Source organism: Mesorhizobium sp. LHD-90, from assembly GCF_030929505.1.
GTDB lineage: Bacteria > Pseudomonadota > Alphaproteobacteria > Rhizobiales > Rhizobiaceae > Kumtagia.
Genome location: NZ_JAVFVV010000043.1, coordinates 1 through 13,779, shown reverse-complemented (window position 1 = coordinate 13,779; position 13,779 = coordinate 1). Strand labels below are relative to the sequence as shown.

The window sequence follows — 13,779 nt, the reverse complement described above, 5'->3', positions numbered from 1 at the left end:
TTCAAACCACCGAGCCGGTGAACTTCCCATCTGGCTTCACCGATACAATTGGCATCGCCCACATGGCAGCCTAAAGTCCAAAACACCAATCAGCCGCCTCGGACTAACCGAGGACAACCCCTTGAGGCTCCACAGCTAGCGCGCCCCGCTCTTGGCGATCATCCTCAACCGGGGCGGAAAGGAGCAGACGATGAAAACGATCCTGGCAGCCATTGCGGTCGTGGTGCTGGCCTCCGCGGCGCTGGCGGATACCGCTTACACCATCACCAACATGAGTTGCGCGCAGGTGCAGGCCGCGGTGAAGTCCAGTGGATCGGCGATCCTGCACTATCGCTCCAAATCCAATCCGGGCCTGCCGATCTACAGCCGCTACGTGTCGGATGCCCGCTTCTGCGACAACCGCGAGACGATCTCGTTCGCCAGCGTGCCGACGGCCGACAAGAAGTCCTGCACCGTCAAGAAGTGCATATCTACCTATTGAAGATCAACGACGTGACGTCCGGTGGTCAGTCGATGATGACGTTCCGGCGTCTCTTCGGTGACAATCGTGGACGGCGCGGTGTGCCGATCGAGGTTCGGGGAAGGAATTGGGGGCCGGCCGGCAATCTGGCAGCGGTACGAGGAGGCCACTGTGTGCCAGCGCCGGCCGGCCGACCCCACGGACCCAGGAGATGCGGCGGACCTGAGCATCATGGGGTAACTTTGACAGCACCAAATTAGCTTGGGCAATTGTGGCGCTTTGTTGTCCCGGACCCGATCGTCACGCAAGAAGACTTAGAAATCAATAGTTTCTTAACCACACTGGGCCAAAGTGCGGTGTTAAGGTAAATGCGAAACCATCAAAGGCAGCCGGCAAACGGTCAAAAAACCGCGGTAACGGGAACGTTTTTCCGACCGATCGCTCTCAGTCAACACCTTGTGACATTGCTCAGGCGGCCTTGGCCACAACCCGGTTGCGACCGGCGGATTTCGCTTCATATAACGCGAGGTCGGCGCGCTTCATCACGTCCTCGACCTTGTCCTTGCCGCGCAGCACCGAGGACACGCCGACGCTGATCGTCACGTTGACAGCCTCGCCGTCCTTGCCTACCGTGAACGGATTGCGCTCGATTTCGGCGCGCAGACGCTCCGCGACCTTGGCGGCGATCGCCGCGTCGGTATCCGGCATGACCACGACGAACTCCTCGCCGCCGTAGCGGCAGGCGAGATCGATGCCGCGCACGTTGCGCCGCAGCCGCCGCGCAAATTCGCGCAGCACGTCGTCGCCGCCGTCGTGACCGTAGGTGTCGTTGATCGTCTTGAACCGATCGAGGTCGAGGATCAGCACCGACAGTGGCCGGCGGCGCGAGAGGGCCCGGTCAAACAGCGTCTTGAGATGGCTGTCGAGGTAGCGGCGGTTGTGCAGTCCGGTCAGCCCGTCGGTGACCGCCATCTCGATCGTCTGGGTGACGCTGGCGCGCAGGTGGTCGTTGTAGCGCTTCCGCCTGATTTGGGTGCGCAGCCGCGCCGTCAGCTCGTGCTCGTCGATCGGGCGGACCAGGTAGTCGTTTATGCCGAGCTCGAGGCCGCGGATGATACGCGCCTCGTCGCCGGCATCGGCGAGCAGGACGATCGGCAGGAAGCGCGTTCGGTCTACCGAGCGTATCTGCGAGCAGAGGCGCAACGGATCGAACCCAGTCATGGCGGTCGAGATCAGCACGCATTCGTAGGGCGCTTCTGCAGCTTGGAAAAAGGCGGCCTGCGGTTCGGCGACCACATCGACGTCCATCTTGCCTGCAAGCATCTCGCGGATGCGCCGCCCCGAGGCCGCGCGCTCGTCGACCAGCAGCAGCTTCGGCGTCTGTTCCTCCTCCGGCAGGCGGCGCGACAAAAGTTCCTCGATGCCGATGTTGCGTGTGGTCGCCGCGCGGAGCCGCAGTTCGTCGGTCAGCGTCTTCAGCCGCACCAGACTTCTGACGCGCGTCATCAGTTGCAGGTCGCTCACCGGCTTGGTGAGGAAGTCGTCCGCGCCTGCCTCAAGACCCTTGACGCGGTCAGAGGCCTGGCCGAGCGCCGTGATCATCACCACCGGTATGTGCGCGGTGGCCGGATCGGCCTTCAGCCTGCGGCAGACCTCGAAACCGTCCATACCCGGCATCATCACGTCGAGCAGCACCACGTCGACCTTGCCGTTCTCGCAGGTCTCGATCGCGTCCTCACCGTTCGATGCGGTCAGCACCTCGAAATATTCGGCGAGCAGCCGCACTTCCAGGAGTTTCACATTCGCTGGAATGTCGTCTACGACGAGGATCCGCGCGGTCATCGGCTGCGTAGGCTCCGGTGCAGAACAAAGGCGACCTTCATGCGTCGCCCAGATAGGATTTTATCGTCTCGATGAAGCGCGGCACGGAAATGGGCTTCGAAATATAGGCTTCGCAGCCGCCCTGTCGGATACGCTCCTCGTCACCTTTCATCGCGAAGGCCGTGACGGCGATCACCGGAATCGTGTGCAAATCGTCATCCTGCTTCAGCCATTTGGTGACCTCGAGGCCGGAGACCTCGGGTAGCTGGATGTCCATGAGAATCAGGTCCGGCCGGTGCATTCGCGCCAGATCGAGCGCCTCCAGCCCGTTCCTCGTGCGCACCGTCTCGTAGCCGCTCGCCTCGATCAGGTCGCGGAAGAGCTTCATGTTGAGCTCGTTGTCCTCGACGATCATCACTTTCTTGGCCATTCGCCTTTCCCCGGCAGGAGCCCCGCCTGCCTCCAAACCCCATATCCGGGACCCGCGAGCCAACCCCCGCCGCACCATATCTCCAGAAAATTTACGAAACGGAAACCGGAGGTTGTCGGCTCGGCGGCTTGCAGGTCGCGGCGGGTGTCGCTACTTCCGTCAGATAGTGTTTTGCGGGCGGAGTCGCCAGTTGCCAGCCAGGTCGCATCGAGTATGACAAAGAAGGTCGTGACCACCCGGCAGGATGCCGAAGCCCTCGCCATTTCGGCCCTAGCCTACCTTGCCGGAGACCCCGCATTATTGCCGCGCTTCCTGGCACTGACCGGCATTGAGGCGCACCAGATCCGGCAGGCAGCGCGCGAACCCGGTTTCCTCGCCGGCGTGCTGCGCTTCATCCTGGCTCACGAACCGACGCTTGCCGCCTTCGCGGAACAGGCGGGCATCGCGCCGGCGGCGGTCGGTGCGGCGTTGAAGGCTCTGCCCACAGGCGACGACGACTATCTGGCTTCGACGTGAGCGAGGATCCCGAGACAGCGCGCCAGATCGCGGAACTGTCGCTCGACACAAGACCGCTTCTGGTGCTCGACGTCGACGATGTGCTGATGGAGTTCATACGCCCATTCATGCTGTTCCTCGATGCACAGGGGCTCGAACTGACGCTCGCGACGTTCCGGCTGCACGGCAACATCCGCCATAAGAAAACCGGGGAAGTGCTTGACCGAGAACCGGTCTCGGCGCTGATCGATTCTTTCTTCGCGGCCCAGGCCGAATGGCAGACGCCGCTCGACGGCGCCGTCGACGCCATCGCCGGGCTGGCCAGGAATGCCGAGATCGTCATGCTGACGGCGATGCCACACCGCCACCGGGCGACGCGGCGGGCGCATCTCGACCTGCTGGGCCTCCCCTATCCCCTACTCACCACCGAAACCGCTAAAGGGCCGGCGATCCGGGCGCTGCGCGGCGCTACGTCCCGTCCGGTCGCCTTTGTCGATGACATTCCGCACAATCTGATTTCGGTGCGTGCAGCCGTCAGCGAGGCGCATCTCTTCCACCTGATGGCGATGCCGGCAATGCGCTTGCTGCTGCCGCCGCTGCCCGAAAACATCGAGATCGTCGACGACTGGCGGGAAGCGGAACCGAGGATTGCGGCGGCCCTGGGCCTTTAGAGCGGCATGAGGAGCGGCGGCCACGGCAAAGGCGCCGATCAGGCCACCCAAAAATCCGCTGCTGTAAGCGCCAGCCCCGCGGTGATCGTGGCAAACAGGACACCGACAGCCGAGCCAGTACCGTCCGCGTCGTAGAACAACCGACCGAGATCGGTCTCGTAAACAACATGATCGTTGGAGTCCTGCGCCAGGCCCGTCGTATTCGCCCGGAAATAACTCGTGAGCAGCACTCCCGTATTCAACGCCGTGAATATGGCGTCCGACAGCAGGAAACGATCGTCGGTAACGTTGAAATCCGTGATCGTGTCGACGTTGCCGGAACCGAGCGCCGTGGCGAAGACGAACGTGTCGTCACCTGCCAGGCCACGCAGCGTGTCCTTGCCGCCCTTGCCCTCAAGCCGGTTGTTGCCGTAATTGCCGGTTATCTCCTGGCCGATCTCATTGCCGGTCAGATCGATGTCAGCGGTTGTGGTCGAGCCGTTGGTGGTGATCACCTCGATATGGACGCCGGCGCCGAGCTTGTAGTCGACCGCCGTCATGATCCTGTCCGCCGCGCCTTGCGACGAGCTTTCGACGATCACGTCCGCGGTATTGAACACCCGATAGATGTCGTTGCCGCCGAGCCCGCGCAGCACGTCTGCCGCGCCCGCTCCACCGTCGTGCAGGATGTTGGCGCCAGCATTGCCGGTGATGTCCTGTTTCAGCGCGTTGCCGGTCAGATCTATCGCCGCCGTTCCCGCGGCGCTGTCCGTAGCGAGGAATTCGACATGGACTCCTGCGCCAAGGGCATAGTCGACTGCCGCCAAAACCTTGTCGGCGCTGCCCTGAGTCGAGGATTCGATGACGACGTCTCCGGAATTGTAGACGCGGTAGGTGTCGTTGCCGCCGAGCCCGCGCAGGATGTCCCCCGCGCCGGCGCCGCCGTCATGCAGGACGTTCGCGCCGGCGTTGCCGGTGATGTCCTGCTTCAGCGCATTGCCGGTCAGATCGATGCCGGCAGTGCCGGTCGAGCCGTTGGTGGCCATGATCTCGACGTAGACGCCGGCAGCCAGCACATAGTCGACGGCGGCGTTGATACGGTCGGCGGTGCCGCCGGACGAGGTCTCGGCTATCTTCGTGGCCGACGTGTAGATCTGATAGGTGTCGTTGCCCGCGAGCCCCTTCAGCATGTCGGCCTTGCCGGCGCCGTCCCGCAGCGTGTTGGCGGCAGCATTGCCGACCAGCGTGTCCGCCCCCTTGCCACCGATGGTGTTCTCGATCACCGCGCCAACGGCGATCGAGACATTGCCCTTGAAGCCGCCGATGTTCGAAAACTTGCCATCGCGCAGGTCAACGACCTGGTTCTGCGAAAAACCGGATACATTGAGCGTGTCGATGCCGCCGGCGTCCCAGATGCACAGGACCGGATCGGTGTTCTCGGTGAAGTCGAAGAGATCGCCGGTGTTGGCGCCGAAGCCATAGACCGAATTTCCGGTGCGGGTCGACATGTTGGCGCCGTAGAGTTGCTGCAGCGCCAGCACGTCGTAGAGCATCAGCGTGTCCGGATCGCTGCCGAAGGCTTCGGTCGTGTTGGTCTCGAGGAAGTAGCTCATCAAGGTATACTGATAGGAATCCTCGACGAACTGCGCGTGCTCGTCATAGGTGATCTCGACGCCGGGCGCGGCATTGTAGTCTCCCGGATGCGCGAGGCCGACCGCATGGCCTATCTCATGCAGCACAGTCGAATAAGCCCAACTGCCGCGCGGAAGATCCGTGGTGGAGACGCTGTCCGTGTTGAGACGCACGTCGCCGTCGTCGGCGGAGGCGGAAGCGTTTCCGGGGTACTGCGCGTAGGCGCCGGCCCCATCGTCGGTCGAAAAATAGTTCGAGAACAGCATCGTCGCACTGTTGGTCGTGCCACCCGGGTTTACCTGGCTGAAGGTGATGTTTGCAACGTCCTCGATATCGCCGAGCGCCATCCGGACGGCAGCGAGTTGCTGGGCGCTGAGTTGGCTGAACGGTGCGCTGTTTCCCTGCGCGTCGGTGCTGCCCGCAAAGCTGGTACGCACGCCCCAGGTGACGTTCGCCGGCGTTCCCGGCGTGCTCCAGGAGAGGCCGAGGCTGGTCAAATCGCCTGCGCCCATCATCGCGTCGTAGTGGGCCTTGCCACCGAGCGCCGCCGAGATGCCGTATTGCCCCGCGGTGCTGCTGTCGAAAGCGCCTGCATCGAGATAATAGGTGCCGGTGGTGGTCGCCTTGTAGGTGATGGACGAGAACTGGTCCGGGCCGCCATCGTCGTCGAAGGCGATCTGCGTGCCGCTGCTGTTGCGCAGGCGCAGGAACGGATCCTCCAGGCTGTCACTGGCGACGCCGGTGGCAGCCAGCGCAAAAGTGTAGGTCTGGCCGGCGACGAGGTTGACCTTGTACCAGTCGTGCTCGGTCACGCCGCCGCTTCTGGTCAGATAGCCCTGCGCGGTCTGACCGATACCCAGCGTGTAGGCAGTGTTCTTGCTGGCGGCCGCGTCGGCGATCTCGATGATGTCCGGCATATTCTTCCCCCTTGCAACCCATCGTGTAGGCTTGCTGCCGGCTGCTTATGGCATGAGGATATCCGGCTTGGTAAGCGGTTCCTCTATCCGCTGCCCGCACCTCGCATCGAATTCCACCATCTGAATGCCGCCGCGCCACATCCGCTTGGCAGGCAGCTTGTCACTTCGGCCCGCAGACGCAGAGGCAGGCGGTTGTCGGCACGCACGACAGACGCCTCAACACTCCAGCCGCACCAATGGCCGCCCCGCACGACGCTCGGCGACGCGCGCAAAGCCCGCCTTCTCGAACACCCGAGTCGAGCCGACAAACAGCCCGATGGAACGGGAATCCTTCGACCGGTCCATCGGACAGGCTTCGAGCAGCCGCGCTCCGTTCCGCCGCGCATGGGCGATGCCCGCCTCGACCAGCCGGTGCGACAGCCCCCTGCCCCGCGCCATACCGCGGATGAAGAAACAGGAGATGGCCCAGACAGCCAAGTCGTCCTTGTCGCCCATGTCGAGCGGCGACGACACGCGACCGGTGTTGTTCCACTCCGGTACGTCGGCGCGCGGGCCGATCTGCATCCAGCCCACCGCCTTGCCGTCCTCGAAGGCGAGCAGCCCTGGCGGCGGTCCCGCCTCGATCCGCTGACGAATATGGTCCTTGTTGCGCTGCCGGTCGTTATCGCGGCGCAGCGCCGGCGGCAGGCGGAAATGCGTACACCAGCAGCCATAACAAGCGCCCTGCTTGCCGAACAGATCCTCGAAAGCCGGCCACAGGTCCGGTGTCAGGGGCTTGACCGATTCCACCACGACTCCTCAGCCGCCGCTCCTTGCGGGCGACGCTCCACTGTCCTATCATCCGCGATGTTCCTCTTATGTTCGCATCGATGGCAGCGTCTGTCAACAATCCCGAGCACGGCTTCTGCCGCGACTGCCTGACGCCGCAGCCGCGCGACACGCCGCGTTGCGCGCGATGCGGCAGCCCGCGACTCTGCCGCCATCCGGAACTCTACCGGCTGCATCTCGCCCATATCGACTGCGACGCCTTCTACGCGGCCGTGGAAAAACGCGACAATCCGGCGTTGCGCGACAAACCCTTGATCATCGGCGGCGGAAAACGCGGCGTCGTCTCCACAGCCTGCTACATCGCCCGCATCAGGGGCGTGCGCTCGGCCATGCCGATGTTCAAGGCGCTGGAGGCCTGTCCCGACGCCGTGGTGCTGCCGCCCGACATGGAAAAGTATGTCCGCGTCGGCGGGCAGGTTCGCGCCATGATGCAGGCGCTGACGCCGCTGGTCGAGCCGCTCTCCATCGACGAGGCCTTTCTCGACCTCGGCGGCACAGAGAAGCTTCATGCCCGGCCTGGGGCGCTGGTGCTGGCCGATTTCGCGCGCAAGGTCGAGAACGAGATCGGCATCACAGTGTCGATTGGCCTTTCCTACTGCAAGTTCCTCGCCAAGGTGGCGTCCGACCTGAAAAAGCCGCGCGGTTTTGCCGTCATCGGCGAGCAGGAAGCCACGTCCTTCCTCGCCGGTCAGCCTGTGACCCTGATCTGGGGCGTGGGAAAAGCTTTCGCCGCGACGCTGGAGCAGGATGGCATCCGCTCCATCGGCCAGTTGCAGACGATGGAGCGCGGCGACCTGATGCGCCGCTACGGCACGATGGGCGACCGGCTTTTCCGGCTGTCCCGCGGCCAGGACGCCCGCCAGGTCGATCCCGGCGGCGACGCCAAAAGCGTTTCGGCCGAAACCACCTTCGATGCGGATCTCGCCTCGATGGCCGATCTCGTGCCGGTGCTGCGGGCTCTATCCGAAAAGGTCTCGGCGCGGCTGAAGAAGGCGCATATCGCGGGCCGCACCGTGGTGCTGAAGCTGAAGACGCAGGACTTCAAGATCCGCACCCGCAACCGCCAGCTTGCCGATCCGACGCGGCTGGCCGACCGCATCTTTCAGACCGGGCTCCAGCTCTTGGAGAAGGAAGCGGACGGCACAAAATACCGCCTGCTTGGCATCGGCGTCAGCGATCTTTCCGACGATGGCCGCGCCGATCCGCCCGACCTTGTCGACGAACGCGCACGCAAGCGCGCCATGGCGGAAGGCGCCATCGACTCCCTGCGCGACAAGTTCGGCAAGAAGGCGGTCGAGACCGGCTACACCTTTGGCAAAGGCCGCGATGCCAACCCGCCGGAACATCAGGAGGAATGAGATGGGTGGCCGGTCGACGGGCTCTGGTCCTTGAGCGGAATCTTGTCAAACTCGCGAGGCGAGTCCCTCGCGGCCCCGTGCGATCTCGGAGCCAACCAGGTTCAGGAGATTCGCTCGAATGCCGCCGATGTCGACGGGCGCCGGTCGCCAGTCGATCTCATGGAAATTTTCCGGCGTATAGACCGGCAAAAGTTGCCGGAGATAGGTGAAGCGCGAATCGAAAGCCCGGCGGCAGATGATCACCGGTATGCCGGCGGCGATGCAGGGGCTCGCCGCATGGTGCAGCGGCGTCACCACCAGTGAGGCCTTGCGGCGATAGTCGGCAAGCAGGCCGGTCGCGACCCGCTCCGCCGTGCGCATCTGGCGGCCACCAAGCGGAAACAGGTCCGCTGTGAGGCGCTGGAGGACGGCAAGCAGTGCCGGCGCGCGTGTCTGCTGTCACGCGGCCCGCCTCGACCATTCGAGTCAGCGAGACAATACCGGGAAACGTCCGGCGGCGATATGTGCCGGATCACCGCGCAAGCGGCGGCGCCGGACCGGAAAGCCGTCGAGCCGGCCCGCAGGAGTTCGTTGCCGTTTCTCGCGCTGGGCCACAGGATGCACGGATGCTCATCACCGCGACGTCGACACTGTCGCCATTGGATGCTCACATCCGGCCCCGCCCGGAACCTCGATGGTCGCCCACCGGAAATGGCCTCCGCCATTAGGAAAGCGGGCAAAATCATGGCGATCGACCTTGATGTTGCCTTATTTCCTTCATAGCTCGACAATGGGCTTTGGGGATCGAGATTCGCCCATTTCGTCTCTCTCGCGTCAGGGGGCGTGGCTTTTGGGTCTGAACTGAGACTGTAACTGCAGTTCAAGCTGCCGGATGCGAGGGAAGGAAGCGGTTTGCGAGTAAGGGGAACGCGTAGCGCATCTGTTGCCGGCATTGGCGTTCTCGCAGCGCTCGTTTCCATTTTGCTTGCCTCCTGCACGTCCTCAGGCACGCCGGACTTCGGGGCCGGAATGCCCGGCTACAATTCCCCTGCCCTGGCTGCCTCCGCGCCTGCCCAGACTGGCGCCGGCTTCAGCGAAACCACCGAGCAGGCTACCGCCACGGCTTCCGCCACCCAGAAAGATGGCGATGGCCGGCTTCCCGACCAGGTCGCCTACCTGCCGACGGCCAATCCGGTAGCCGCGTTCCCCGCCACGCCGCAGACTCCGTCGCCGCAGGCAGCGGAAACCGCGCTGGCGCAAGCCGCCAGGACCACCGAGCGCGAAAAGACAGCGGCTGGCGAGACCACGAAGCCTGTCGAGACCGCTGGCGAGCAGGCCTCAGGCACCCCGGCTCCGGATGCAAGAACCGGCGCTGCGGCCGACGCACCGGCCACGGCAGCCGTCCAGGGCGAAGACGCCCAGCCTGCCGCCGAGACCGCGCCGTCCGAGCCTCCGAAGAAGAAAACGCTGTTCGCCTCGCTTTTCGGCGCGAAACCGGCCTCGGCCGCACCCTCGCCGATGATCACGCCGGGACGCAGCACGGCTGCGGCCTCGCAGCGCCAGCAGCCGGGCAAGGCGGTGATCGAGAATCAGACCCCCACCGCCTTCATCGAGAACCGCCCAGGAAAACCGGTGATCGAAGAGGAAACGGACGCTAAGCCGGTGCTCAACCTCGACCAGCCGGCGCGCAAACCCATCGTGCTCGCCTCCTATGGCAGCGACGGCAACGGCCTGCCCGGCGTGCGGACGACGGCGCTCTTCGAGATCAAGCGCAAGTCCGGCATCGACGACGACAGCGACGTCGACCTGCACGAGGAAGACGAAGGCGCTTCGATCCAGCTTGCTTCCGCGGCCGGCATGGCGCGGCTCGCGCCGAACGGCCTGCTCAAGCAGACCGAAAGCGTCGATGTCGCCTGCCTGAAACCGTCTCTGGTGCGCGTGCTCAAGACCATCGAGCAGCGTTACGGCCGCAAGCTCATGGTGACCTCCGGCTATCGCAGCCGCATCCGCAACATCCGTGCACGCGGCGCCAAGAATTCGCTGCATATGTATTGCGCGGCTGCTGACATCCAGGTCCCCGGCGTCGGCAAATTGGAACTTGCGAATTTCTTGCGCTCCATGCCCGGCCGCGGCGGCGTCGGCACCTACTGTCATACCAATTCCGTACATGTGGACGTCGGGCCGGAGCGCGACTGGAACTGGCGTTGCCGCCGCCGCAAGTAGATGGGGAAAAGGCGTGATTTCCTGGTTGCGGGCGGGTTGCCCGCGACGATCGAACCGACTATAAGCCTCGCGTCGGCTGCGCCCATCGTCTAGCGGTTAGGACACCGCCCTTTCACGGCGGTAACAGGGGTTCGATTCCCCTTGGGCGTACCAACTCTTCTTCCGCGTCATGCAATTTCAATGACTTGGGGCGGCAATTGTCTAATGGGAGCCGCCTGTTAGACAATGTTTGTTCGCTTTTCGTCCTCCGGAACCAGATGAGCGATAGACCCCATCGCCGCCAGAGCTGCACGTTTACGGTTCGCAGCCTCAACATTGTTCGGGTCTAGCAGCCACTCGACGTGCTCGGGCGCTGCCCCGAAGTCGAAGCTGCCGTGTTCGATCACCCACTCGAAGTTTCTGGGAACGTCCCCGTAACGAGCCCTCTTACAGGCGAGCGCGAAATAGTCCGCGCTCGACAGAGCGGGGTTGTAGTGCCAGTTCATGCGGCGGCCTTTTTGGATTGCCATCTTGTGCGTCCTCACTGATTAGATCTGTTGTATCGCGCCCGAATTGCATCGACGTCGGGGTGCAGGGTGACGGAGAGCCGGCCAAGGAGCGCAACGCCGTTGCCGATCAGCTCAAACGACGGCTCCAACGCATGCATGTCGCCGTCGTCGTAATGCATGTCAAGTACAACACAGAGCTCAAGAAGCATATCGGCGATCAACTTCCTGCCCTCCTCTGTTAGTTCATACGATTGTTCTTCCATTCCATTCTCCTTGTACTTTGTGGGCGATTTCATAAGACACATGAGCTCACAAGCTCGGCACCGCGATCAGCGGCTGCCGCCCTCAAAACTTTGAATTCGCGTGGTTAGGCCGACGATCCGCGTGGCCGTCGGCAGCCCGATGTCAGGCGGCCAGCTTGAGCGTGCGCTCCTGCGCCACGGCCAGATCCACAATCCGCGCCTGCACCGCCTTGGCGAACTCCGTCAGTTCATCGAGGGACAGCGCCTGCATGGTCACAATGGCCGTTCCCAGCGGCGTTGTCTCATCGACCTTGCCGGTCATTGCGGCTACCGCTGAACCTTGCCGAGCGGCTGAAGATCGGCAAGAGCTCAGTATCAACCTATTTGCTCCGTGCTCGGGAAGCCGGGCTGTGGCCATTGCCGGCCGGTTCGGATGACGATGCACAACTGGAGCGGCTGCTGTTCGGCCGTGCCGGCCGACCGCCGCAGGATCTGAGTGAACCGGACTGGCCCCTGGTTGCCCGGGAGCTGAAGCGCAAGGGCGTGACGCTGACGCTTCTATGGCAGGAATACCGCGCCAGCCATCCCGACGGCTATGGCTTCATCTGGTTTTGTGAGCGGTTTGCCGCCTTCCGGCAGCGGACAAGCGCCGTGTTCCGCAATCGGCACGCGGCGGGCGCCGTGATGCAGACTGACTATGCCGGGCCGACGGTGCCGGTGATCGATCCGGCGACTGGCGTCATCCATCCGGCGCAGATCTTTGTCGCGGTGCTGGGCGCTTCCAACCTGACCTTCGCCCATGCCAGCTTCAGCCAGCGGCTGCCGGATTGGATCGACGGCCAGGTACGAGCGCTTGCCTTCTACGGCGGGGTCGCCAAGGCGATCGTGTGCGACAATCTGAAGGCCGGCGTCGCCAGGGCGCTGTGGTTCGAGCCGACACTGACGGCGACGTTCGCCGCCATGGCGGAGCATTACGACACCACGATCCTGCCGACCCGCAGCCGGAAGCCACGCGACAAGGGCAAGGTCGAGGGCGCGGTGCTGATCGTCGAGCGATGGATCCTCGCCCGGCTCCGGAACCGTACCTTCTTCTCGCTTGCCGCCCTCAACACGGCGATTGCCGATGCGCCATGTCGGCAAAAGCCGCCGCGAACTATTTGAGGAGATCGAGCGGGCAACCTTGAAGCCCTTGCCGGCCACACCATTCGAATATGCGGAATGGAAGTCGGCGAAGGTTCATCCCGACTACCATGTCGAGGTCGACAAGACCTTCTACTCGGTGCCGCATCGGCTGATCGGATGCACCCTCCAGGTGCGGCTCACCCACCGGGTGGTCGAGATCTTCCACGATCACCAGCGTGTCGCCAGCCATGTCCGCCGCTCCCAGCGCTCCGGCCACGTCACCGTCAACGACCATATGCCCAAGGCGCATCAGCGTTACGCCAACACCACGCCGGCCAATCTGATCGGTCGAGCGACCCTGATCGGTCCCAACGCCGCCATCCTGGTCGAACGCATGATGCGCGACAGGCCGCATCCGGAACAGGGATACCGCTCGGCCATGGGCATTCGTCGCTGGCGCCGCGCTATGGATCGCAGCGCCTCGATGCGGCCTGTGAGCGGGCGCTCACCATCAATGCCACCGCCTACTCCTCCGTCGCTCAAATCCGGCCTCGACCGGCAGCAACCGCAGGCTGAACACGCGGCGCCCATGCCTGCGCACACCAATATCCATGGCCGTTCCTATTACCAGTGAAGGAAGCAAATGCTGACAAACCCAACCCTCGACCAGATGCAGGCCCTCGGGCTGACCGGCATGGCCGCCGCCTGGCGCGAATTGGCCGAACAGTCCGGCTCCAATGAGCTCAGCCGCGATGAGTGGCTCGGCCTGATGCTCGACCACGAGGTCACCCTGCGGGCCGACAAGCGCATCCATAACCGGCTCGCCTCCGCCAAGCTACGTTTTGCCCAGGCCTGCATCGAAGATATCGATTTTGCCGCTTCCCGTGGTCTCGACCGGCGCAACACCCTGGCGCTCGCCCAGGGGCAATGGCTCACCGCCCATGAGAATTTGATCGTCACGACCAGACTGGCACCGGCAAGTCATGGCTGGCCTGTGCCTTCGGCAGACAGGCGGCTAGGTGTGGGCTTTCAGAAGGTTGTCCATTCGGACCTGACCGAGGAGACTGGAGTTACCACGCTTCAGATTCGTCGGAGGGTCCGAATGAACATTCATAAGAATGCCCGTCTCACGCC

General features: G+C 63.8%; 13 protein-coding genes, 1 tRNA gene and 3 pseudogenes. 9 read left to right on the top strand and 8 right to left on the bottom strand.

Features of this window, described 5'->3' with window-relative positions; translation table 11 throughout:
* Positions 1–139 (top strand): annotated as a pseudogene (locus RB623_RS29885) (IS481 family transposase); the annotation flags it as partial.
* Between the two features lie 51 nt (positions 140–190).
* On the top strand, positions 191–481 hold the full coding sequence (locus tag RB623_RS29880) for a hypothetical protein (RefSeq protein ID WP_308060881.1): 291 nt from the start codon (positions 191–193) through the stop codon (positions 479–481).
* 447 nt (positions 482–928) lie between these two features.
* On the opposite strand, the gene RB623_RS29875 is transcribed toward RB623_RS29880, so the two are convergent.
* Positions 929–2,302, bottom strand: a complete 1,374-nt coding sequence (locus tag RB623_RS29875; protein ID WP_308060879.1) for a PleD family two-component system response regulator — start codon at positions 2,300–2,302, stop codon at positions 929–931.
* Between the two features lie 37 nt (positions 2,303–2,339).
* The gene (locus tag RB623_RS29870; protein WP_308060877.1) at positions 2,340–2,711 is read right to left on the bottom strand and encodes a response regulator; all 372 of its coding nucleotides are present in this window, start codon (positions 2,709–2,711) and stop codon (positions 2,340–2,342) included.
* Positions 2,712–2,939: 228 nt separating this feature from the next.
* Between RB623_RS29870 and RB623_RS29865 the strand changes: the two genes are divergently transcribed.
* Both RB623_RS29865 and RB623_RS29860 read left to right on the top strand, forming a co-directional pair.
* Positions 2,940–3,227, top strand: coding sequence for a DUF3572 domain-containing protein (locus RB623_RS29865; protein ID WP_308060876.1), 288 nt, complete (start codon positions 2,940–2,942; stop codon positions 3,225–3,227).
* Positions 3,224–3,877 (top strand): hypothetical protein, encoded by a 654-nt coding sequence (locus RB623_RS29860; protein WP_308060874.1) that lies wholly within the window; start codon positions 3,224–3,226, stop codon positions 3,875–3,877. Before RB623_RS29865 ends, RB623_RS29860 begins: the two co-directional genes overlap by 4 nt.
* A 38-nt stretch (positions 3,878–3,915) precedes the next feature.
* Here the strand turns inward: RB623_RS29860 and RB623_RS29855 are convergent, their stop codons facing one another.
* Together RB623_RS29855 and RB623_RS29850 are read right to left on the bottom strand one after the other, a co-directional pair.
* Positions 3,916–6,405, bottom strand: coding sequence for a M10 family metallopeptidase C-terminal domain-containing protein (locus tag RB623_RS29855; RefSeq protein ID WP_308060873.1), 2,490 nt, complete (start codon positions 6,403–6,405; stop codon positions 3,916–3,918).
* Positions 6,406–6,621: 216 nt separating this feature from the next.
* Entirely contained in the window at positions 6,622–7,194 is a 573-nt protein-coding gene (locus RB623_RS29850; protein WP_374121762.1) for an N-acetyltransferase family protein, read from the bottom strand.
* Between the two features lie 68 nt (positions 7,195–7,262).
* On the opposite strand from RB623_RS29850, the gene RB623_RS29845 reads away from it, so the two are divergent.
* The gene (locus RB623_RS29845; protein WP_308060870.1) at positions 7,263–8,591 is read left to right on the top strand and encodes a DNA polymerase IV; all 1,329 of its coding nucleotides are present in this window, start codon (positions 7,263–7,265) and stop codon (positions 8,589–8,591) included.
* A gap of 45 nt (positions 8,592–8,636) precedes the next feature.
* On the opposite strand, the gene RB623_RS29840 is transcribed toward RB623_RS29845, so the two are convergent.
* On the bottom strand, positions 8,637–8,951 hold the full coding sequence (locus RB623_RS29840) for a hypothetical protein (RefSeq protein WP_308060869.1): 315 nt from the start codon (positions 8,949–8,951) through the stop codon (positions 8,637–8,639).
* A gap of 648 nt (positions 8,952–9,599) precedes the next feature.
* Between RB623_RS29840 and RB623_RS29835 the strand changes: the two genes are divergently transcribed.
* Together RB623_RS29835 and RB623_RS29830 are read left to right on the top strand one after the other, a co-directional pair.
* Positions 9,600–10,793 (top strand): D-Ala-D-Ala carboxypeptidase family metallohydrolase, encoded by a 1,194-nt coding sequence (locus tag RB623_RS29835; RefSeq protein WP_308060866.1) that lies wholly within the window; start codon positions 9,600–9,602, stop codon positions 10,791–10,793.
* A gap of 78 nt (positions 10,794–10,871) precedes the next feature.
* Positions 10,872–10,946 (top strand) — tRNA-Glu (locus RB623_RS29830).
* A 65-nt stretch (positions 10,947–11,011) separates the two neighbouring features.
* On the opposite strand, the gene RB623_RS29825 is transcribed toward RB623_RS29830, so the two are convergent.
* The 3 genes from RB623_RS29825 to RB623_RS29815 all read right to left on the bottom strand — a co-directional run bounded on the left by RB623_RS29825 (position 11,012) and on the right by RB623_RS29815 (position 11,845).
* Entirely contained in the window at positions 11,012–11,302 is a 291-nt protein-coding gene (locus RB623_RS29825) for a hypothetical protein (RefSeq protein ID WP_308060864.1), read from the bottom strand.
* A gap of 11 nt (positions 11,303–11,313) precedes the next feature.
* The gene (locus tag RB623_RS29820) at positions 11,314–11,544 is read right to left on the bottom strand and encodes a hypothetical protein (RefSeq protein ID WP_308060863.1); all 231 of its coding nucleotides are present in this window, start codon (positions 11,542–11,544) and stop codon (positions 11,314–11,316) included.
* A 142-nt stretch (positions 11,545–11,686) separates the two neighbouring features.
* Positions 11,687–11,845 carry a hypothetical protein gene (locus tag RB623_RS29815; RefSeq protein ID WP_308060861.1) on the bottom strand — a complete coding sequence of 53 codons (159 nt, stop codon included), beginning with the start codon at positions 11,843–11,845 and terminating at the stop codon, positions 11,687–11,689.
* On the opposite strand from RB623_RS29815, the pseudogene istA reads away from it, so the two are divergent.
* Both istA and RB623_RS29805 read left to right on the top strand, forming a co-directional pair.
* Positions 11,821–13,279 (top strand): annotated as a pseudogene (istA, locus tag RB623_RS29810) (IS21 family transposase). The gene RB623_RS29815 and the pseudogene istA sit on opposite strands and share 25 nt — an antisense overlap.
* Before the next feature lie 9 nt (positions 13,280–13,288).
* Positions 13,289–13,677 (top strand): annotated as a pseudogene (locus RB623_RS29805) (ATP-binding protein); the annotation flags it as partial.
* Positions 13,678–13,779 lie beyond the last annotated feature (102 nt).